The organism is Mesorhizobium sp. M0088 (assembly GCF_040322895.1).
GTDB lineage: Bacteria > Pseudomonadota > Alphaproteobacteria > Rhizobiales > Rhizobiaceae > Mesorhizobium.
This window is the reverse complement of sequence record NZ_JAMYUI010000002.1, coordinates 233350-254843: the sequence shown is the minus strand read 5'-3', so window position 1 is coordinate 254843 and position 21494 is coordinate 233350. Positions and strand designations below refer to the sequence as shown.

General features: G+C 63.1%; 19 protein-coding genes. 14 read left to right on the top strand and 5 right to left on the bottom strand.

The features are described 5' to 3' along the window. Positions 1 to 152 precede the first annotated feature (152 nt). From NKJ67_RS03915 to NKJ67_RS03905, 3 genes are all read left to right on the top strand, one after another. On the top strand, positions 153 to 2306 hold the full coding sequence (locus NKJ67_RS03915) for a ParB/RepB/Spo0J family partition protein (RefSeq protein ID WP_352580561.1): 2154 nt from the start codon (positions 153 to 155) through the stop codon (positions 2304 to 2306). Between the two features lie 118 nt (positions 2307 to 2424). Then, on the top strand, positions 2425 to 2817 hold the full coding sequence (locus NKJ67_RS03910; protein ID WP_352580560.1) for a hypothetical protein: 393 nt from the start codon (positions 2425 to 2427) through the stop codon (positions 2815 to 2817). A gap of 26 nt (positions 2818 to 2843) precedes the next feature. Continuing rightward, positions 2844 to 3551, top strand: a complete 708-nt coding sequence (locus NKJ67_RS03905) for a DUF1419 domain-containing protein (RefSeq protein ID WP_352580559.1) — start codon at positions 2844 to 2846, stop codon at positions 3549 to 3551. Positions 3552 to 3737: 186 nt separating this feature from the next. Here the strand turns inward: NKJ67_RS03905 and NKJ67_RS03900 are convergent, their stop codons facing one another. After that, entirely contained in the window at positions 3738 to 4196 is a 459-nt protein-coding gene (locus NKJ67_RS03900) for a hypothetical protein (protein WP_352580558.1), read from the bottom strand. Between the two features lie 231 nt (positions 4197 to 4427). On the opposite strand from NKJ67_RS03900, the gene NKJ67_RS03895 reads away from it, so the two are divergent. Further along, positions 4428 to 5111 carry a transposase gene (locus NKJ67_RS03895; RefSeq protein ID WP_352580557.1) on the top strand — a complete coding sequence of 228 codons (684 nt, stop codon included), beginning with the start codon at positions 4428 to 4430 and terminating at the stop codon, positions 5109 to 5111. 36 nt (positions 5112 to 5147) lie between these two features. Here NKJ67_RS03895 and NKJ67_RS03890 read toward each other — a convergent pair whose 3' ends face one another. Then, the gene (locus tag NKJ67_RS03890) at positions 5148 to 6341 is read right to left on the bottom strand and encodes a DUF1173 domain-containing protein (protein WP_352580556.1); all 1194 of its coding nucleotides are present in this window, start codon (positions 6339 to 6341) and stop codon (positions 5148 to 5150) included. A gap of 185 nt (positions 6342 to 6526) precedes the next feature. Between NKJ67_RS03890 and NKJ67_RS03885 the strand changes: the two genes are divergently transcribed. The 8 genes from NKJ67_RS03885 to NKJ67_RS03850 all read left to right on the top strand — a co-directional run bounded on the left by NKJ67_RS03885 (position 6527) and on the right by NKJ67_RS03850 (position 16308). Continuing rightward, complete coding sequence (locus NKJ67_RS03885; RefSeq protein ID WP_352580555.1) at positions 6527 to 11065, top strand: strawberry notch-like NTP hydrolase domain-containing protein; 4539 nt, start codon at positions 6527 to 6529, stop codon at positions 11063 to 11065. Positions 11066 to 11075: 10 nt separating this feature from the next. Next, on the top strand, positions 11076 to 12140 hold the full coding sequence (locus NKJ67_RS03880; protein ID WP_352580553.1) for a DUF7146 domain-containing protein: 1065 nt from the start codon (positions 11076 to 11078) through the stop codon (positions 12138 to 12140). A 245-nt stretch (positions 12141 to 12385) separates the two neighbouring features. Next, entirely contained in the window at positions 12386 to 13327 is a 942-nt protein-coding gene (locus NKJ67_RS03875) for a DUF2493 domain-containing protein (RefSeq protein WP_352580552.1), read from the top strand. A 63-nt stretch (positions 13328 to 13390) separates the two neighbouring features. After that, the gene (locus NKJ67_RS03870; RefSeq protein ID WP_352580551.1) at positions 13391 to 13651 is read left to right on the top strand and encodes a type II toxin-antitoxin system prevent-host-death family antitoxin; all 261 of its coding nucleotides are present in this window, start codon (positions 13391 to 13393) and stop codon (positions 13649 to 13651) included. Continuing rightward, positions 13641 to 14060, top strand: coding sequence for a hypothetical protein (locus NKJ67_RS03865; RefSeq protein ID WP_352580641.1), 420 nt, complete (start codon positions 13641 to 13643; stop codon positions 14058 to 14060). Before NKJ67_RS03870 ends, NKJ67_RS03865 begins: the two co-directional genes overlap by 11 nt. 289 nt (positions 14061 to 14349) lie before the next feature. Continuing rightward, positions 14350 to 14883 carry a hypothetical protein gene (locus NKJ67_RS03860; RefSeq protein ID WP_352580550.1) on the top strand — a complete coding sequence of 178 codons (534 nt, stop codon included), beginning with the start codon at positions 14350 to 14352 and terminating at the stop codon, positions 14881 to 14883. Positions 14884 to 15585: 702 nt separating this feature from the next. Then, positions 15586 to 15909, top strand: coding sequence for a DUF736 domain-containing protein (locus NKJ67_RS03855; RefSeq protein ID WP_006205585.1), 324 nt, complete (start codon positions 15586 to 15588; stop codon positions 15907 to 15909). Between the two features lie 57 nt (positions 15910 to 15966). Beyond that, on the top strand, positions 15967 to 16308 hold the full coding sequence (locus NKJ67_RS03850; RefSeq protein WP_352580549.1) for a hypothetical protein: 342 nt from the start codon (positions 15967 to 15969) through the stop codon (positions 16306 to 16308). Positions 16309 to 16426: 118 nt separating this feature from the next. On the opposite strand, the gene NKJ67_RS03845 is transcribed toward NKJ67_RS03850, so the two are convergent. Both NKJ67_RS03845 and NKJ67_RS03840 read right to left on the bottom strand, forming a co-directional pair. Continuing rightward, on the bottom strand, positions 16427 to 16834 hold the full coding sequence (locus tag NKJ67_RS03845) for a hypothetical protein (RefSeq protein WP_352580548.1): 408 nt from the start codon (positions 16832 to 16834) through the stop codon (positions 16427 to 16429). Continuing rightward, positions 16831 to 17511: a nucleotide-binding protein gene (locus tag NKJ67_RS03840; RefSeq protein WP_352580640.1), complete on the bottom strand. Its 681-nt coding sequence runs from the start codon at positions 17509 to 17511 to the stop codon at positions 16831 to 16833. Before NKJ67_RS03840 ends, NKJ67_RS03845 begins: the two co-directional genes overlap by 4 nt. Positions 17512 to 17953: 442 nt before the next feature. Between NKJ67_RS03840 and NKJ67_RS03835 the strand changes: the two genes are divergently transcribed. After that, a complete protein-coding gene (locus NKJ67_RS03835; protein ID WP_352580547.1) occupies positions 17954 to 18361 on the top strand; it encodes a ribbon-helix-helix protein, CopG family in 408 nt (135 codons plus the stop codon). After that, positions 18358 to 20598, top strand: coding sequence for a relaxase/mobilization nuclease domain-containing protein (locus NKJ67_RS03830; protein ID WP_352580546.1), 2241 nt, complete (start codon positions 18358 to 18360; stop codon positions 20596 to 20598). Before NKJ67_RS03835 ends, NKJ67_RS03830 begins: the two co-directional genes overlap by 4 nt. A 240-nt stretch (positions 20599 to 20838) precedes the next feature. On the opposite strand, the gene NKJ67_RS03825 is transcribed toward NKJ67_RS03830, so the two are convergent. After that, the gene (locus NKJ67_RS03825; RefSeq protein WP_023749589.1) at positions 20839 to 21480 is read right to left on the bottom strand and encodes an FMN-binding negative transcriptional regulator; all 642 of its coding nucleotides are present in this window, start codon (positions 21478 to 21480) and stop codon (positions 20839 to 20841) included. Positions 21481 to 21494 lie beyond the last annotated feature (14 nt).

Below are 21494 nucleotides of genomic sequence, written 5' to 3'. Positions count from 1 at the left end.
CGAGCCGAAACCAGCAGCGCTTCATGTCGAGCCTGCAAGTCGGGAGGCGGCGCTGGCGTGAGGCCTGGAGGCAGAGGGGGGAGGTGAGGGTTGATGACGGGCTTGGAGGTTCGGGGAGAGGCCCCGGGCCGCCCGTCATGGAGAACCTGACCATGGCAAAGAACGCCATTCAGAAGATCGCGATGAACGCCGCGGAGAATATTCCCTATGACAAGCTGATGCTGTCGCAGAAGAATGTTCGGCGTATCAAGGACGGCGTGTCGATCGAGCAACTGGCCGAAGACATCGGACGGCGAAAGCTGATCCAGAGCCTGAACGTCCGACCCGTGCTCGACGGCGAGGGCGAGGAGACCGGCACGTTCGAGGTGCCCGCCGGCGGCCGGCGTTTTCTCGCGCTCGGCATCCTCATCAAGCAGAAGCGACTGGCCAAGAACGAGCCAATCCCCTGCATCGTCAACCGCGGGCAGGAGACCTCGGCCGAAGAGGACTCGCTTGCCGAAAACCTGCGGCGCGCCGACCTGCACCCGCTCGACCAGTTTCGAGCCTTCAAGACGCTCAGCGATCAGGGCCTCGATCCGGAGGAAATTGGCGCCCGCTTCTTCGTATTGCCGGCGACGGTGAGGCAGCGCCTGCGGATGGCATCGGTGTCACCGAGGCTGCTCGATCTCTACGAGAAGGACGAAATCCGGCTCGAACAGATCATGGCGTTTTCGATCTCGGACGATCATGCACGTCAGGAACAGGTCTGGGAACGGATTGCCAGCTCGCACACGCAGGAGCCCTACTACATCAGGCGCCTGCTGACGGAGACGACGGTTCGGGCCGATGATCGCCGGGCCGTCTATGTCGGCGCGGAAGCCTATGAGGCGGCTGGCGGCATCATCCTTCGCGACCTGTTCGAGCAGGATTCCGGCGGCTGGTTCCAGGATGCGGCGCTCCTCGAGCAGCTTGTCTTCGACAGGCTGAAGGTGGATGCCGAGGCAATCCGCGCCGAAGGCTGGAAGTGGGTCGAGGCGGCGATCAGCTTTCCCTATGGCCACACCTCCGGCATGCGGCGCATCTACGCCGAGGCGCAGGAGCTCAGCGCCGAGGAGATCGAACGCTACGACGCGCTGAAGGCCGAATACGACAAGCTGGATGCGGACTATGCCAAGGCAGAGGAGACCGACGAGGCAATCAAGGCGAAGCTTGACCAGCTGGGTGCCGAGCTCGATGCGATCGATGATCGTCCTCAAAGCTACGATCCCGCCCAGAAGGCCATTGCCGGTGTGTTCGTTACGCTTGCCGCGAGCGGCAAGCTCCAGGTCGACGCCGGTTTCGTGCGGTCCGAGGACGAGCCGCCGTACACCGAAACCGGCGATGTCGACGAGGGCGAGGAAGGGTGCGCCGACGGCGAAACCCGATCCAATGGCGACGACGATGGCGATGGTGTTGTCGTCAACGGCAAACCGGTGCACGACGCCTTGGGCGACGACGGCGAGGACGATGGTATTAAGCCACTGCCCGATCGGCTCGTCTTCGACCTGACTGCGCAGCGGACGCTGGCACTGCGCAACGCGCTCGCCGGTGACGTCGACATCGCCATCGTCGCCGCACTCCATGCCTTCGTCCTGCAGGTCTTTTATCGCTTCGCGCCGGACACGTGCCTGGAGATCAGCCTGAAGAGCGGCAGCTTCAGCCAGGTCGACGGTCTTGCCGAGACACCCTGGGCCAAGGAGATCGCCGAGCGGCACGAAGCTTGGGGCCGCGATCTGCCCGATGAGGCGGATTGCCTGTGGAACTTCCTTCTCGGCCTCGACGAAGCAAGCCGCAAGGCGCTGTTCGCGCACTGCGTCTCGCTGACCCTCAATGCGGTGGTCGAACCCTGGAACAGGCGAGCGAAGGCGCTCGAGCATGCAGACGTACTTGGCCGCTCGCTCCAGTTCGACATGATCGACGCGGGCTGGACGCCCACGGTCGAGTTCCTCGGGCGGCTGACCAAGGCGCGGATACTACAGGCTGTCCGTGAAGCGCGTGGCGCAGACTCCGCGCAGCTGATCGACCACATGAAGAAGGACATCATGGCCCGTGAAGCCGCCCGTCTTCTCGAAGGCTCGAACTGGCTGCCAGAGCCGCTGCGCATTGAGGTCGATGAAGTGTCTGCCGATGCTGGCGACGCGGTCGCCGGCGACATGTCGAACGAGGCGGCTCTCGACGGCGATGCCGCCGAGCTTCCGGCCTTCCTCGCCGACGATGCGGATCCGTCCTCCGATGAGCCGGTGACCATCGACGGCAACGAAACGGACCACCTCCAGGCCGCCGAATAGCCGGCCTCACGCTCGCACCGGGCCCGGCACTCCCGCCGGGCCCTTTTCAGTTCCAACTCACTCTCGAGCCCGGGATCGCCATCGCGACCCCGGGCGCTTTCGTTTCATGGAGATCGACATGTTCGACTGGAACAGAAGCTGCTCCTACGACGAGCAGCAGAAGAGACGTTTCCACACGATAGCCCGTTCACGGCTGAAGAAACTCGCCGCCGAACTTGCCCTGCCGCAGGGAAGCTTTGACCTGCGCTCGAACAAGGCGGGCATAGCCGTTTCCGGTGAAATTACCCTGCACCATGACCGCGCCTACATCCAGGTCGGCCAATTCGGTTTGTCCTCAGGTCACGGCATCCTGATCCGCACCTGCAAGGGCCGCAAGGACTATACTGGCGGGGCCAACCACTTCGTTGCGCTCGGCATGCTCGAGGACATCCCGGCGCTCGCCGCGGCCGTCCGTGCCATCACCGGGGTTGGTCGAGACACTTCGCGTTCCTCCGAACGACGCGCCGCCTGAACCCCTTGCAGACCCCATCATCGCCGATGGACGCGTCCGGCCGCAGGCTCGGCCCGTCGCCAGCCACAACACTGCAAGCAGTTGCCATGGCGCGCCGATGCCGCGCGTGGCCGACCTGCCTTCAGGAGAACCCCATGACCGCACATCCACCGTTCAGAAAGGTGCTCGACGGCGTCGCCACCCGCGAGCAGATGTTCCAACTGTTCAGCCGTCACAAAGACACTCCCGGTATCGATCCGCTTTCCGGCACTCCCTATTCAGCCGAGTGTTTCGAGATCACAGCGTCCGAATACCACTTCATGCTCGATTTGTTGCCGCCGCTCTTCATGCGCACGGGCATGTTCGGCATGTCGGAGTATAAGGCCGGCAACGTCACCAGCGTATTCTTCGCGATCCGGATCCGGGGCCGCGAGCGCTGGTTTCATGGCTTTTGCGATCTCACGGATCGGCAGTCGCCAGACAAGATGCGCGCCGCCATCATCGCCCACGAGACCGGCGCGAGCGATAGCATGACCCGCGCGGAAAAGCTCGAGGCAATCTGGAACACAACCCCTGTCGAGCTCAGGGGGACCGCCCGCATCGCAGACCGCGAGACCGGGTCGGCCGAACATCGTGGCAAGCGCACGATTCTCGTTAACGCTGGAAGGCATGATGCTGCCTTCAGGCTGCTCGATGATCTGTCGGATCTCGAGATCGACGAATTCCTGTCCAAAGTGCGATTGCGTCGGAGCTGACGAAGGAAGGCGACGATGGGCATCTATAAGAACCGCGCTTCGGCGGCGATGCGTCTCCATCACGGTGACCAACTTTCGCTCAATGGATGCACCTGCATACGGCCCAACCTCAAGCTGTTGAGACATGCGAGGCCGTATGGCCAACTGCTCCGAGGATAAGCATTCGGCCCTCAGAAAAACTTCGGGTCAGTGCCTGCCACGCGGGAGGTATCCGGCATTGCGTAAAGCGCCGATGAACAGGTTGGCCGAGCCGGCAATACTCGTCCAGGCCTGCGTTGCGAGCGGCAGCGTGTTCCAGTCCTCCAACGGAGCGATAAAGCTGGAGATAGTGCCATTGACCATGCAATGGCTGGTCAACAAGCCCTGCTTATCCAGCACCAGAACCCCTGTCTGATTACTTGGATACCGGATGGCGGCGACGCGCTGAAGTTCCATGTCGCCATCGATGCGCAAATTGAAAAGCAGGACGCCGTGACTTCTGTGGGCGACTTCCGCGACTTTTTCCGCGAAAGGAACAGAAAGCGCACGAACGCTGTCGACCGCCATCCCGAAAACAAGCGCGTCCAGCTCATCTGCCGCCATGAGAAGATTAGTTCCCAAGAAAATAGGGATTGCAATCGCTCCAGCCGGATTGTGCACAGTCATCGCACTCCGCTGGCTAGACGCCTGAGCCATGGCGTGTATGAGGCAGCTCTCTCTCTCGGTAGCCATGTTTGCCCCCGTTGATTGAGCCGATTGCCTAGGCCAATGACACACCGCTTGCTCGTTGCGGGGCTTCTCCCATAAAGCACCGCGAAAGCGATATGATACGTCGGGTACTCGCTAACCCAAACTGCGACTTGGCTAGCAAGTCATGCTCACATCAAGGAACAGACTATGAAGCGCCAGATCCGGCCATTCATCGTGGAAGTGAAACAGAAGCGCGGCCTGCAAAAGCGAAGTCATTCGATCTGGGGCGATCTCGACCTGTCCAAAATTGCCACGGAGATGACGCAGCCGGCTCATGCCGCTCAGCTTGCAAATTCCCATGTCATTGACTTCAGTATAAGACCCCTTGATGCTGAAGAAGGGGAAACACCACAAGCGGAGTATATCATGGCCGATTTTGAGGGCGCTCAGACTGTTCAGACGACAGTAGCACCAGCTAGAGTGGAAGTGCCTGAATCGAAGAAGAAAGTCCCGCGAGCAAAGAAAGCGAAGTCAGAGCTCGCAAAGCCGGCCGGCAAGAACGGGGCGAAGCCAGCGCCCCAGGCAGCTAAAGCTCCGTTGGCAGTCAAGACCACCCGCAAGACATATTCAGAGAAGGAACGCACCCAGAAGCTTGAGCAGATCGAGAAATCGATCGCTGGCGGCGCGACCAGCAAGATTGCGGTCGGCCAGGCCGGCATATCCGAGCAGACCTACTATTATTGGAAGAGGGCTGCCGCGCCTTCTTCAGACAGCGACGATCTCCGTGATCTTGTCGCGCTCGAAGAAGAAAACAAGCGCTTGAAGGGTCTGCTTGCCGACCGTCTGCGCAAGGAAAATACCGAGCTCAAGAAAAAGCTGGGCCTGGCCTAAGGCATACTGAAGCAGCGACGGAAATTCCGCCGACGCTCAAGGCGGTAGCGGCGGCATATCGCCTTCGCCGACCCGCCACACCCAGGAGCCGATCTCCGGTCGTGCGGCGATCATTTCGTCGAGCGACGCCTCATAGTTCTCGTCCGCTCCGGCCGGAACGACAAAGAGCGCAATCGGTTCTTGCCTGTTCTGGAGCAAAGCGTTGGCGATCGGCTGGTCTGGTTGCAGGTCGTAGCGCAATCCCTTCACGCTTTTCTCGCGAAGGCGGGCGAGCCCATCGACGAGCCTTTTCTCCGGGACCGTCTCGTAGGGAATCCAGTTTTCGGACACCACTATCAACGCGACCTCCTCGACAATGGCGAGGCCGGCCGGGTTCATTCCGAACGTCGCGATCGTCATAAGATGCGAGCTGGAATCCGCTGCCCATAGCGACAATTCTTTCTCAAAACGCGCCTGCAAGCGGCGATGCAATGCATCGTCGATCATGAAGGGGAAGCCGGGCAGGTGCCTGATGACGAGTTTCTGACCGGAGCGGGCGGGCACGATCTCCTTCACCTCGCCGACCAGGACGAGCAACTTTCGGGGACCGGATTTCGGCGGGAGCGCCGTGCCGAGAACCGCGTTGCGACGATTTTCGATCGCTTGCCTGTTCTCGGCGCGAAACGGCTCGGGCACGAACATGATATCCGCGAGCGGTCCGCCTCTCACGGTCATTAGCCCGGCGGCCTCGAGCAGATGCCAGCGGACATTCCACCAATGTCGCTTGCCGGCCCATCGCGATGTCCAGACCGTCAATTCGGCCTCGTGCCAGAGATAATGAAGGAGGCCTCGCAGCGACATCCTCCTGGGATCGGCGGTTACGCTGGCGGAACTTTGCCCCGCAGGCACCGATGCCGCGCGGCTCCCCGTCTTCGACAGGCTGAAGTCCAACTTGAGGGCCGCCAAGCCATTTTGCGGATCGAGCTGTATCGCGCTGCCCATCAAGGCGCCCAGGCCGGACAGTTCGTAAGGCGCCTCATACGATTCACAGGATGGATCATGCCCGCCGCCGCTCAGCGGCATGCGCTTGATCAGGTGAAGGTCGCCGATGCGGGCGATGTACATCGGGCAGCCCGGCTCGCGGCACAGGCATAGCGGACGCTCGGTGCGGCCATAGGCGCTCGCCAGCGCCGGCTGCAGGTCAGGCGCCGCCTCCTCGTAGACCGCACTGCCAATTCTGAACCGTCGCATCACCTCCACAGCTCCAGGTCGCCGCCTCATCCCTGTGCGCGCATTCAAGTCATGGGTTTGCACAGAGCGCAACCCCTTTGGTGCATCGGCGCCAGAGGCAGAGGGGAGCCGGGAGGAGTGTGGCCCGGCGGGCGCGGAGAGAGTGCCGGCGCGGGCATCATTCCCCCCTCGCGAAGGACATCTCCATGAACATCGTTTCCGCCACAGCTGCCGTTACCCGGACCGCCGCTCCCCTCGACGCGCCGACGCCGGCCTCCATCAACAACGCCCAGGCGATCTATCGAGCGGCAATGCTGCTTTTGCCTTTCCTGGAACAGGGCAAGCCTATCACCACCGCCGCACTGCGCGCCGCCATGACGACAGGTTGTGGCGGCAGCGATGCGCAAGGGTTCTGGGTCTGGAAGGATGCCTATGAGGCGCTCGAAGTCGCCCAGGTGCTATTTCTGCGTCGGTTCGGCCCGGCGATCCTGTCCCGGTCGACTACGCCGCAGGCAACGCTGGCGATGATGAAGCGCATCGCCGACCTTCTTCCCACCCATACGCGACGGTCCGACGAGAGCCAAGCCATGCAGCAGCTCTCCACGCCCCTGCCGCTGGCCTTCGTCACAGCGCACGCCGCAGCGATCGCATCTTGCGACCTCGTTCTCGAACCCTCGGCCGGAACTGGCCTGCTCGCCGTCCATGCTGAGATGGCGCGCGCCTCGATCGCCCTCAACGAGCTTGCCGCGACGCGGGCCGATCTCCTCGGCCTGCTGTTTCCACAGGCTTCCGTCTCGCGGCGCGACGCCGCCCATATCGACGATCATCTCGGCGCGGCCATGGAGCCGTCCGTCGTGCTGATGAATCCACCCTTCAGCGTCGGCGCCTATGTCGATGGCCACGTCACTGACGCGGCATGGCGGCACCTCTCTTCCGCATTCGCACGCCTGCGATCGGGTGGCCGTCTTGTCGCCGTCACCGGCACCGGCCTGTCTTCCGAAAACCCCAAATGGCGGCCCGCCTTCGAACGCCTGCAGCAGCGGGGCACCATTGTCTTCACCGCGGCGATCGACGGCCGTGTCTACGCCCGCCATGGCACCACCACTGAGACCCGCCTGACCATCATCGACAAGGTACCGGCCGCCGACCCGAACAGCTTCGTCCGGTCGCCCGGCAAGGCCACCGATGTCGAAACGTTGCTCGCCTGGATCACGGCTCTGCCGCCCCGGCTACCGGGCGGCTTTCCGGACTCGATCGGTGCATTGTCCAGCGGCATCCTGCGCAATGCCACCATGCGTACGGGCGCCCGATCGCCGGCGAGAGCCGCACCCCTCGCTGTCTCGACTGCTGCTCCGAAGGCCATCCAATCGGTCCGTCCGATTGTGCGGGCGAAGCCCGCTCGCCGGGTCGCGGCAAACAGCACGCCGGCGGTCCCCCTCGCCTATGAGCTGCGCAACTGGATGTCGGAGGACGGCGGCCGGCTCACCGACACAATCTACGAGCCCTACGCGCTCCAGTCGATCGACATTCCCCGCGCAAAGCCGCATCCGACGCCGCTTGTGCAGTCGGCCGCAATGGCCGCCGTCGCGCCACCAAAACCTTCCTATCGGCCGCTTCTTCCTGATGCGATCGTCGACGAGGGCCTGCTGTCGGACGCCCAGCTCGAAAGCGTGATTTATGCCGGGGAGGCGCATTGCGGCCATCTGACCGGCGCCTGGACGGTTGATGAGACCTGCGATGTCGTCTCGGCCGCGCCAGAAGGTGCTGCGAACGCTGTCCGTTTCCGCCGTGGATGGTTTTTGGGTGACGGAACCGGCTGCGGCAAGGGACGGCAAGTCGCCGGCATCATCCTCGACAATTGGCTGCAGGGCCGCCGCCGTGCGATCTGGATTTCCAAGTCGGACAAATTGCTGGAAGACGCCCAGCGCGATTGGGCATCACTCGGCCAGGAAAAACTTCTCGTGCAGCCACTCTCGCGCTATCGGCAGGGCACGCCGATCCGCCTTGCCGAGGGCATCCTGTTCACGACCTACGCAACCCTGCGCTCGCAAGAACGGGAGGGCAAGAAATCCCGGATCGCCCAGATCCTCGACTGGGTTGGAGAAGACACGGGAAGGGCCGAAAGCCCGACGGGGATTAAAGAAAGCCAGACGGGGATTGGAGAAAACCCGTCGGGGGCAAAAAAATCTTTCGATGGCGTCATCGTCTTCGACGAGGCGCACGCCATGGCCAATGCCGCTGGCGGCAAAAGCGAGCGTGGCGATGTCGCGCCCTCGCAACAAGGCAAGGCAGGCCTGCGGCTGCAGCACGCGCTGCCCGACGCCCGCGTCGTCTACGTCTCGGCCACTGGCGCGACCGCCGTCGAGAACCTCGCCTATGCGCAGCGCCTCGGCATCTGGGGCGGCGAGGATTTTCCATTCGCCAACCGCGCCGAATTCGTCGCCGCGATCGAGGACGGTGGAGTGGCTGCGATGGAAGTGCTCGCCCGCGACCTCAAATCGCTCGGCCTCTATGCAGCGCGTTCGCTCTCTTATGACGGGGTCGAATACGACCTGCTCGAGCACGCGCTGAGCGACGAACAGATCCGCATCTACAACGCCTATGCCGACGCGTTCCAGGTCATTCACAACAACCTGACCGCCGCACTCGAGGCGACCAACATCACCAGCGAGGCCGGCACGCTGAACCGCAACGCAAAATCGGCGGCTCGCTCAGCCTTTGAAAGTACCAAGCAACGTTTTTTCTCGCATTTGATCACCTCGATGATGATGCCGACGCTGATCGGCGCGATCGGAGAGGATCTTGCCGATGGCCATTCGGCGGTCGTGCAGATCGTCTCGACCGGCGAAGCGCTGATGGAACGGCGACTTGCCGAAATCCCGACCGAGGAATGGTCGGACCTGCATGTCGACGTCACGCCGCGCGAGTATGTCGGCGGGTACTTGATGCATGCTTTCCCGACGCAGTTGTTCGAGGAATACTCGGACGCCGATGGCAATGTCTATTCGCGGCCCGTTCACGACGAAGATGGCAACCCGGTCCAGTGCCGGGAGGCTGTTCGCCGGCGCGACGAGATGATCGAAAAACTCGCATCGTTGCCGCCGGTCGGCAGTGCCCTTGACCAGATTATCCACCATTTCGGCACCGACACCGTCGCCGAGGTGACCGGCCGCGCGCGGCGCATCGTGAAGAAGACCGGCCGCGACGGCATCGACCGGCTGGCCGTCGAAAACCGCCCTGGCTCGGCCAATCTCGCCGAGACCCAGAGTTTTATGGATGACGACAAGCGCGTACTGGTGTTTTCGGATGCCGGCGGCACCGGCCGCTCCTATCATGCCGATCTTGGGGCGAAGAACCAGAGGCTGCGCAAACACTATCTGCTCGAGGCCGGCTGGCGCGCCGACAACGCCATCCAGGGTCTCGGACGGACCCACCGCACAAATCAGAAGCAACCGCCGTTGTTCCGGCCCATGGCCGCCAACGTGAAAGCCGGCAAGCGCTTCCTGTCGACGATCGCACGACGGCTCGACACGCTGGGCGCTATCACGCGCGGCCAGCGCCAGACCGGCGGGGCAGGGCTGTTCCGTGCCGAGGACAATCTCGAAAGCCCCTACGCGCGGGCCGCACTTCGCCAATTCTACATGCTGCTGCATCAGGGCAGGATCGAAGGTTGTTCGCTCACGACCTTCGAGACCGTGACCGGCCTGTCGCTGACGACTGACGAGGGCGGGCTGCGCGACGAGCTGCCCCCGATCACGACCTGGCTCAATCGCCTGCTGGCGTTGCGCATCGAAACCCAGAACCTGCTGTTCGAGGTGTTCGAACAACTGATGGCAGCAAAAATAGAAGGCGCCATTGCCGCCGGCAGCTACGACAGGGGACTGGAGACCATCACGGCGGAAAACATCGTCGTCACCGATCGTCGCACCGTCTACGCGCATCCTTTTTCCGGCGCGCAGTCGCATGTGCTGACCGTCGCGCGCAAAGACCGTATCCGGCCCCTCGGCCTGGTCGACGCACTGGCCATTGTCCGGGCGGAGCCGCGATCGGTTCTCCTGGTGAACGACCGCTCCAGTCGCGCGGCGATCCGGCTGCCGACGGCGAGCCTGATGCTCGACGACGGCACGATAGAGCATCGCGTACGCCTGTTGCGGCCGACGGACGAGCTGCGCTTCGGTCTCGACGCCCTTGCCGAAACCCACTGGCAGCTGGCCGACCGAAAATTGTTCTGCGACCTGTGGCAGGCAGAAGTCGCCGCCGTCCCGGAGTTCACCACCAGCACCTTTCACATCGTGACGGGTCTGCTGTTGCCGATCTGGCGGCGCTTGCCAGACCATGATTGCCAGGTCTACCGCATCCAGACCGATGCCGGCGAACGCATCGTAGGGCGTCACATCGCGCCGACCCTTGTCGCAACCATGTTGCGCAATCTGGGGCTCGACAATGTGCCGACTCTCGCGCCGGACGAGGCATGGACCGGGCTCCTGGAAGGCAGGATCGGGCTGCAACTCGCCGATGGCCTGATCCTGCGCCGCAGTCGCGTCATGAACGACTATCGTGTCGAATTGATCGGCTTCACAGACGCTTTTGTTCCCCGGCTGAAGGCGCTGGGGCTGATCTCCGAGATCATCTCCTGGAAGCTCCGGCTGTTCATCCCGACGAGCGAGCAAGGACCGTCCATCCTCGCCGGGCTCCTCGACCGCCACACACTGGTCGGCGTCACCGACCGCGCGGCAGCGGCGTGAGGGGATGATCATGACCGTCTCGCCCTCCGAGCTGGCACGCCGCCTTGGCGAACATGCCGAGGCGGTGTGCCGCGAATATCTCTCCAACGGCCGTCGCTCCGGCAATTACTGGATGGTCGGCGATGTCCGCAACACGCGTGGCCGTTCCATGCATGTGCGGCTCAAGGCGGTTGGCGGCAAGGCAGCCGGAAAATGGGTCGACGAGTCGTCGGGGGAATATGGCGACCTGCTCGACGTCATCGAGCAGAGCTGTGGCCTGGTCGACTTCCGCGAGGTCGCGGATGAAGCACGTCGCTTCCTCTCCATGCCGCTGCCACCGCCCCAGCCCCCGCCCCAGCCCCTTGGCGCGCAGCGCCAACTTGCCGCGGCACGCGGCTCTCCCGACGCCGCGCGTCGCCTGTTCGCCATGTCGCAGCCGATCGCTGGCACGCTGGCCGAACGATACCTCGCCGGCCGCGGCATTCTGCTTTCGACGCATGAGCGCGCGCTGCGCTTCCATCCTGGCTGCTACTACAGGGATCTCGTCACGGGCGAGACGCGGACCCTGCCTGCGCTGATCGCCGCTGTCACCAGCCTCGACGGGCGTATCACCGGCCTGCAGCGCACTTACCTGTCCTCTGGGCTGGACCCGAGTGGCAAGGTCGGCAAGGCACCGGTCGCCGATCCACGCCGCTCGCTTGGTCACCTGCTGGGCAACGGCATCTGGCTAGGCCAACAGTCCGGTGCGCCCGTCATGGCCGCCGGCGAGGGCTTCGAGACGATGGCGTCGCTCCGGACGGTGATGCCGGCGCTGCCGTTGGCTGCCGCCACCTCAGCCAATCACCTCGCCGGCCTGATCTTCCCGCCTGGCTGCCGTCGCCTCTACATCGCAGCCGATGCCGACGCCGCCGGCCGGCACGGCATAGAGCGTCTCAGCCAGCGCGCAGGCGAGGCAGGGATTCTCGCCCTGGTGCTGCGGCCGCAGCTCGGCGACTTCAACGACGATCTCCGTCATCTCGGCCAGGCCCACCTCGCGGCATGGCTCCGCGGTCAGTTCGTCCCAGAGGATGCCCGTCTCTTCCTGCCGCCCGGATGAATGGGTCGGGCCGGCACGCGGCTCGGCGCGGCGTCGGACAGCCTGCAGATATGGCGGGGGTCCACCGGAGAGGCCGCGCCCGCGGCCTGCCTGAGAGGCGACCCCTGCCACCCCCCAGTCACGGCCGCAACGGCTTCGCCGTCCTCCGCTCGCGCTTCGGCCTTCGGTGCGGCCGCGCCCGGCGCGCGGCCGGGATGCGCTGTCAGGCCGCGATAGGCGCGGCCACAACCGACGGAGACACCGCCATGACCCACGACATTCCTCTCGACGACGCCCACGAGCCCTACCAAGCCTCCTCGCCGACCGACCGCGTCATCCTCGAACTGCAGATGTACGGCCATCGCCCGCATCAGGACGAACCTGACCCTCGGCCGCTTCCCGACGACGAGGTGATCCGGGCCGGCCTCGCCGGGATCGTAGAAACCTTCGCCGGCATGCTCGGGGACACCAGGCTCGAACCCGATCTCGACGACCTGCTCTGGTCGTTCGCAAACGTCTTCCACCGTGCCGCCGAGCGTGTCGCCCGCAGCCTCGACCGCAACGAGGAGGCGCAGCGCTCGAGTCAGCAGGAGCAGGACGGCTCGGAGGTGAAGTCGGTCGAGCTGGAGCGGCTGACCGCGGAAGGCATCAGCTATATCGAGCGCCGCAACGTGCTCGAAATCATGCGCGATGAGGCCGCCGATCTCTACGAGGCACAAACCGGATCGGCATGGCGACCACGCACCGGCTCCAAGGTCAGCCACCAGGCGATGACCGCTTCGGTGATCGACAGCCGCGACTTCCTCGCCGCCCGCCGACACGCCGAAACCGAGGTGCTCGTTCCAGCAGGGACCAAGATCGCCTTCGCCGGCGGCCTCGACTGCAACGATCACGACAGGATCTGGGACGCGCTCGACAAGGCTCGCGAGAAGCATCCCGACATGGTCCTGCTGCACGGCGGCAGCCCGCGCGGCGCCGAACGCATCGCCGCCTGCTGGGCCGAGAACCGCAAGGTCACCCAGATCGCCTTCAAGCCGGACTGGACCCGGCACGCCAAGGCAGCCCCGTTCCGCCGCAACGACCAGCTTCTCTCCGTGGTGCCCTACGGCCTGATCGTCTTTCCCGGCTCCGGCATTACCGACAACCTTGCCGACAAGGCCCGTCGGCTCGGCATCCCCGTCTGGCGGTTCGCGGAGGGCGGCGCGTGAGCGCCGTTTTCTTGCAAATCTGGCGAATCCAGATAATATGGAGATCGATCAAGGAGTCTAGCCATGCGCCAGTTCACGACGGGGGATCTCAACAAGCAGGTTGGCGACGTCACCGACGTTGCCAGCCGCGAACCCGTTATTCTTACCAAGCACCGGAAACCCCGGTTCGTGCTGATGAGTTACGAGCACTACGAACTGATGCGCATCGGCGGCGATCCCCGCCGCGCATACCATGTCGCCGAGATGCCGGAGGAACACACGGAACTCTTCGCCGCCGAGATCGACCGATTGGCGCGCGGGGAAGGATACGATGATGAGCGGTAGATTTCTGCCCGGTCAGGTGATCTCCTATCCTTATCTTTGGGCATGGCAATACGAGCGCGGCGAAACGGAAGGCCGCAAGAGCCGGCCGACCTGCGTGGTCATCGCTGTCCGCGGCGCAAGAGATGGCCTGACCCATCTCGCGCTCCTGCCTATAACCACCCAGCCACCGACCAGCGATCGGGTCGGTTTGGAAGTCTCCGCTATCGAGTGCCGCCGCGCCGGTCTGACCGATCTCAAACGCTGCTGGATAGTGGTTGACGAATACAACTACGATATTGCCGAACGCTCCTGGTACATCGAAGCCGACGGTAAGCCCCTCGGTCGTTTCAGCAAGGCATTCATGATGAAGATCGCAGGCGCCTTTATCGAAGCGCGCAGCGAGGGCCGCCGCGTCAGCCGTCTGGATTGACGTTCTCTTTTCGCGGCCATGCGCTCGATCCAGGACGGGAGCCTCTGCCTGGCCGACAAGACCACTAGCTCCAGCGCGAAGCGCCACTAGCCAGATGCGCGTAGCGCCTCCGGCAGCTTCAGGATCCGGGCGCGCCGGCCTGCGGCCGGCCGGGCTCTCGTCGCGGCGTCCCGCCGCTTCCCGAGCCGGCTTTGCCGTCTCGGCCTTCGGGTGACGATCCCTCGCGCAGGGCCGGGGGAGAGGGCGGCCGGCGCGGGGCCGGGGACGCGGGAGAGAAGGGAAAGTCACCATGTCGATGATATTCATAGGTGGATCGCGCGAGATATTCGAGCTGCCGGAACCTGTCATCGCTCGCATCGGCGCAATCGTCGCTGCCGAGCACGGCGTGCTGATTGGCGACGCGTCGGGAGCCGATGCCGAGGCGCAGGGCCTGCTCGCGGGCTACAAGTACGAGCATGTCGGGGTCTTCCATGCCGGCAAGGAACCCCGCAACAATCTGGGCGACTGGGCCGCCTACCATGTCCCGTCACCTGGAGGCACTCATGGATCTTGGTACGACGCCGCCAAGGACCGGGAGATGGCGCGGCGCGCCGACTTTGGCATGATGGTCTGGGACGGCGCATCACCCGGTACGGCCGTCAACGTGCTTCGGCTCGCCATCGCAAACAAGCCGTGCGTCATTTACGATCTGGCCAGGGGCCGGATGGCAACGACGTACAATGTGGAGGACTGGTGCGCCATGCTCCGCCATGCCGGTTCGGACATTCGCCGCCAAGCCGAAGCCCGCATGATGCCGGAGGAGCGTCTAACGTTGCCAGGATGATGGCTGCCGACAGCCCGGCGGGTTCAATCCGATATGTTGATCCGGCTCCGCGCCGCCTAATCCACTGTATGTGCGGACGGAGCTGGCCCCTTTCGAAACCGGTCCACGCGCAGAGCCGCGGGGCGTTGTGCGGATGATCATCTTGACGCTTCTCGCCTCTGAAGCGGGTGCAAGCGTGCCGAACAACATCCTGGCTTGCCGGGTCATCCAACCTGACTGCGCGGTATCGTCACCGAGGGGCGTGAAGGCCGCTGCCAGCCGGCTCCGATCTCGAAACCACTCTGCCGCGAGACCGAACATGCAAGGCGGCCACGCGCCGGGCTGCTGTTCGATGTGTTGGCGATGCCGACGACATGACCCGAGAGGCTGCAGCATGTTCCTGCGATCCGGCAGCGTTGCGTCGGCGGTCTAGCGATGGCGGCCTGAGTTCTTTTCCTTCGGTCGCATCCGGGGCCATTCCCGTTTCATGTCGCCTTTGTAGACGACCGCCTGCTTTGTGCGGTCAACCCCCGTTGGGGGTACACTCGGCGAATATTCAGGAAAATTCGATTTCTGTTTTTGTCTGCGGGCAGGCGAAGGGCCTGCCCGCAATTTTTCGGCAAATAGAATTTTCCAGAATTTTCGCCGAGATGACCGCAGCAGGACGGCCCTCTCCTTTGGCGCCATCGGGAATGGTCCCGATGCAACCGAAGGAGAACTACCATGGCCACCACGATCGCAAACCTCACCACCAAGGCCGACGGCTCGATGGAAGGCGTCTTCGCCACGCTCCGGGTCAACGCCCCGATCACCCTGATCCCGAACACCAACAAGTCGCGCGAGGACGCCCCCGACTACCGGATCGTCAACAAGCGCACGGGCTTCGAGATCGGAGCCGGCTGGCACCGGATCTCCCAGCGCTCGGGCGAGGAGTACCTCTCGGTCAAGCTGGAAGCCCCCGAGATCGGCGTGATCTTCGGCAATCTCGCTCCCGCCCCGGGTGGCGAGGAAAACAAGAAGGTCATCCTCTGGAACAACCCCCAGTGAGGCATCGGTGGCCGGCCCCGCAAGGGGCCGGCTCCCCACCGGCAAAAGGAGGTTGCAATGAGCCGCTACACCATCACTGTCACTGGCACCGTCACCGGACAGGGCCGCTCGGACCCAGACGCTGTCATCGGCTACGATCCACCACTTAGGACCTACTTCCTGCAGGCGTTCCCGCACGAAGAAACCGACGAGCCCGGTCTTTGGCTCGGCACCCACGATCGCGCGTTCGAAACGCTTGAGGATCTTCACCGCGCAGCCATCTCCCACGGCTACGACTTCACCCCGCGGTCGCCCAAACTGGCCGCAAAGCTGGTCGACGATAAAGCGGCAGCCAGCGGGCGTCCGGTGCGAGACACAATCCTCGGCCAGGTGCTGAAACACCTTAACCATCCCAAGTAGGCAACACATCTCAGGGCCCGCGACGGAGTGTTCCGTCGCGGGCCCTTTTTTTGCACGTTGCAAAGGAGCCACTAACATCACCCGTCACGGCATGCGAGAGCGACTCCAAAACCGCCGATTATTCCTTCGGCAGTTTGTGCTTATGTATGCGGATATAATCCTGCACGGCCTTACGCAGCAGTTCGGTCATGCTGTGCCCGTTGCTGATCGCCAGCAACTTGAACTGGCGCTGCTCCACGGCCGTCAGATAGTACCCGCAGCGGATCATCTCCTCCTCGCGAATCTTCTTTCCGGCGATGGGGTCCTTTTTCTGCCCCTGCCGCAGCAGCTTTCGGAAATCAGGCCCGACTGCCGGGGATGGCTTTGTCGGTTCCTGCATCTGGGGCGTAGCTTGCTCCTTGATCTCTGATGGCTCGGCCTTCTGTGGGATGAACATGCTGGGCAGCGCCGGCGGCTGCGTGGAGATCGCCTTCATCATGCGGGCTTTCTTGTCGTCAGCGGCTTTAGGTGCGGTTTCTTCACTCATGCCGCGTTCCTTGTGGCTTCGATGAAGGTTTGCAGAAGGTCGTCGAAGACCCCTTCGCTCTCGGCAATCGCCTTCGCGTCGGGCACCTCGGGGCTGTAAAGGGTCTGCCCGGTCTGAAGGTCGCGGTAGGCAACGCGATTGTGCAGGACGTGTTCCGCAATCGGTGTCCCGTTGGCCTGGATGATGGCGCGCAGTTCTGTCAGGGCTCGCGCCCTGCCATCGATGATGGTCTGCTTGGTCAGCACGAATATCGCAGGCAGCGGTCTACCCCGGCTCTCGACCGCCAGCGGGATGTAGTGGTCGGTGATCTGGATGGCGGCGGTCACATCGTCTAGGGCAAAATAGACCGGCACGACGACAATGTCGGCCGCGAAGAGCCCGGCCATGAGGTTGTCATTTGTGGTGCCTTCCGTATCGATCAAGACGACCGAGCGTTCTCCGTTGTGAGTGGTTGCTGCGCGAAGGATTTCCTGCGGCGTCATCGCGCTCACCATCGTAAGTTTGTCAGGACGATTGCCAGCTTCGCCCAGCATCTGGAACCAGCGGTTCATGTTCTGCCGCCGGTCGCCATCGATAAGAGTGACCGAATAGCCCCGATGCAGCGCGACGGATGCGAGGGTGCGCAGCATCGTCGATTTGCCAGTGCCGCCCTTTGGGATCGCAGCGGAGATGATCATGGGGCCTCCTTCCGGCAAAATCACGGTTGAAACATGGTGACATTGTCGACGGGGAAGGCTGGTTTGGCAACCCAGGCGCGCATGATAAGGGCGCGCTAAAGGTGCAGTTTTTGCGCAGCTGCTATCTTCAGCAAAGAAGGGGTCCGGTGGCCCATCGAATGCGCATTTCCGACTAAGCTTTTCCGGCCGCGCATAGTGCCGGTGTATCCATGTTAACATGGATACAAGTCGTCAACGCATCATAGACACATCGTATCAAATCACGATGGGCACATTTCGCCCGCGCCGCTGCCGCTGACAACTGCACCTGTGAGGAGAGGCGGGCGCCCAAAATTTTTCATTCCTCTCCCTCTTTTATTGGCAGGATAGCCTATTTTGTGATACACACAAAATAGGCGGCGCGGCCCTGGTGGGCCTTAGCGCCCGCAAGCGGGCTTCAGAGATGGATGCAGACGCCCAGAAAGCAGCGGTCAAGAGCGCGTCACGACGCTATGGCGATGTGACGCACATCCGGTTTTCGGCTGACGAGTTGGCCGGCCTCAAAGCCATTGCGGAGCGGGATGGCGTAACCGTCAGCGAGGTCATCCGGCGTCTGGTGCGGGCAGAGGCGGGGCATCTGCCTGTCGCTTCAGAGGCGTTACGGCCGGCGATCGTCGACATGACCGACCAGCTGCGGCGCGTCGGTGTCAATTTCAATCAAGCCGTGCGCGCCATGAACGACGGCCGTGTTGCCCATGACGAGGATCTTGAGCAGGCGCTGATCGCCGTGGGCGACCTCGTGCGGCAGTTTCGCGATGAACTGAAAACGATGACCGGCGGATCCCGCAAGGCGAGAGAAGCCAGGCCATGAGCGGTCGTCTTGCTGGCTACGCGGCCGAAATCGAACGCTATCTGCGGGGCGAGTCCGGCGTGAAGCGTGAGGATCTGGACGACGACAAGTCAGTGACGGGCGCCGGACGCGAGGCCGGTGAATTCCAGGCGATGAAGAGTTATGAGCGGACAGGCGGCGGCGGACGCCTCGGGCAAGGACAGGCTGGCTTGACGCTAGGTGGCGGCAGGAACCCTCCTCGTTCTTCGCCGGGGGGATTGGGCGCTTCGGGGAGTTCCATGTCCAGCAGGGCACCGAAGTCTACTGCTGCTGCGAGTTCGCCCAGCGCCCCTAGCACGCCGATCATGGTCTATGGCGCCACGCTCGCCGGTTTCCGGCCGGAAGAGGAGGAGGAAGACTGGAAGCGGCGCGGCGGCGGTGGTGGCCGTGGCGCGGGTCGCGCGAGCGGTATAGGGCGAGCGGCGCGGGCGGGTTATCAGGCGCGGGCTGTGGCGGCGAGGGCAGGCTATGCGGCGGGCGCGCAGCCTGCCGTGTTCAAGGTCATGCCCAATCCTCCGTCGACCAGGGAAGCCGCCGCGCGGCTGCTCAATTACATCGGGAAGCGCGAGGACGAAAAAGGCGAGAAACACGACATCGAGATTTTTGATGAGGACGGGCAGGTCCTTGCGACAGGCGGCGCACGAAAGGCGTTCCTGGAAACGTTTTGCGAGACGTTCGAACCGCCCCTGGAAAATACCAATTTTCTGGAGGTTCGTTTCGAACTCGCCAGCGAGGTCACCGATGCCGCCGTGAGCGAGGCGCTGAACAAGGCATTCGGTGCAAAACCGTTCATCTATGCGCAGGACGGACAGACGGTGGAGGTTTACGCGCACACCGATGAGCGGGCTGGACCGCTCGCCAAGGTCCTGGCCGGTGGTCGGGAGAATTCGCGCAGCAAGGCGCTCGACAAGATCGAGGCGCGGTTGTCTGAAACCATGGGCGCGGCGGGGGTGGTCGCCAAAGCAGAGGTAACGGCGGCCGTCAGCCGTGAACCCAAAGCGAAATACTTTTTGCAAAAGTTCATCCGTACAAACAAAGACGTCCGCAATTCGGACGGCGAGCCAGTTCGCGGCGCGAAGAATTCCGGAAAGGCGGCGGCTTCGGTCTATGAGCAATGGCGCCCGCAATTTTCGGGGCGTGAGCGCCGCAATGCCTATCACCTGCTTTTTTCGGCAAGAGCCGGCACTGATGCCAACGCTGTCATGGCCGCGGCGCGCGCCGTGCTCGAGGAACGCGCGCCGGGATACAAGTTCGTCCTGGCGCATCACAAGGACACCAAGCACGTCCATATCCACGCGATGGTGCAGGCACGGTCAGCCGACGGCGAACGCCTGAAATTCTACAAGCCGGATCTCGCAGCCTGGCGCGAGACCTTTGCGGAAAAAGCACGTGAGAACGGCATTGCGATGGTGGCGACGCGGCGCATGGATCATGCGATGACGCGGCCGTTCACGAAGGAGCATGCCGGGGCCTACAGCCGCGCCCAGAGCGATCCGCGCTATCAGGTCAGCGCCAGGACGATCGAGCGAGTGGAGGCCAAGCGGCAACGGCGTTTGGATGGACAGTTCCTTGTCGTGAACGGCGATGCAATCGCTGCCGTATGGCAAAAGACTGTGACGACGATGCGGACCGCGGGCATAGTCGGACAGGCTCTCACGGCAGCGGAATCGATCGGCAACAATTTTCTGCGGTTCCGTGGCGATCGGACAGGGGAGGGGCAGCCAGCTCCTGCGAATCGTGGAGCTGATCAATCGGGGCAGAAGTCTTTCCTGTCCCATCCCGGTATGAGAGAATTGAATGCACTGATAGGAGATTTGAACATGGCGCAAACCCCCTTGGAAATGCGGCGTCAGATGGCCCGCGTCAATCAGGCTCTCGACAACATGCGCGAGACGCTGCCGCCGGCACATCAAGGACAGTTCGAACAGTATCGTGAAGAGGTGAACGACAAGATGCACGACCGTCTGGCGCGGCTGCAATTCGAGCGGCAGCAGCAGCGTCGTGGTGGTGGCGGTGAGGAGCCAATCCCCGAGCGCGAAGCGCGAGGGCGAGACCTCCCAACTCGGGACGATCCCCGCCAGCCGGAGGAGCCGCGCACCGGCACCGAGCAGGAGAAGGTGAGAGCCAAGCAGAAGGACGCCAACAAACAGAAGGCACGGCAGTCGGAAGAGCAGGACCGTAAGACCCAGCGCTCGAATGAAAACGATTACGAGCGCTGAGCAAATTTACGTGCCGGCCCTCTGAAGCGCGGAAGAGTGCAGGGAACCAAAATGTCGCCGAGGCTGGTTCGTGCGTCGGAGGTTCAGGATCAAGAGCCACGCATGTCATTGCGGGGCATAATGTGCTACCTGCCGCATCGCGGGTGGTCAGATGCTGGTCCCCTTTCCGGCAAGCCGAAGCATTTGTCTCTCAAGGTCACCCGTTGGGAAATCCAGCACCTGTGCTTTGTCGGACAGTTGCTATTGGGATTTGGCCGCCGCAGCCGCTGCGAGCATCGCCTGTCCCACTTCAACAGCGCCTTGAGCAGTTAGCGTCTCCCCGGCGTTCTGAATGTCGCGCAGCTCTTTATTCTGACTGAGTTTGAATTTTCCAACCAGGCTGGTGATCTCGATCTCCAAGGCCACGATCGCTTTGGCCATCGTGTCAATGAAATCCTTCGGCGCGTCGCCCATCTTCCACGGGTCCGGCTGGTTGGCCTCGTGCATGTGAGTGAGCTTCGCGACGTTGCGGCGCACATAGCGCTCATCATCCCGGACAGTGATGCGACCATGGGCGTGGGCGACGAGATAGTTCCAGGTCGGCACCTGCTTATGGAATTCGTGTTTGCTTGGATACCAGTTCGGCGAGATGTAGGCGTCGGCCGCTCGGAAGACGACGAGGACCTCATCGCCATTGGCAACTTCCTCCCAGACAGGGTTTTTACGGGCGACATGGCAATTGAGGATGCCCTTGTCGCCCTTTGAGCGGTCGAGCTCGAAAGGGATATGGTTGGCGTCGAGGGAGCCATTGCTGTGGGTGATCAGGATACCAAACGGGTGTTTTTCGATAAGATCGAAGAGGGCGTTCTGATCGGGTACGGCGAAATGTGGAGGAACGTACAAAGGTGGATCTCCTA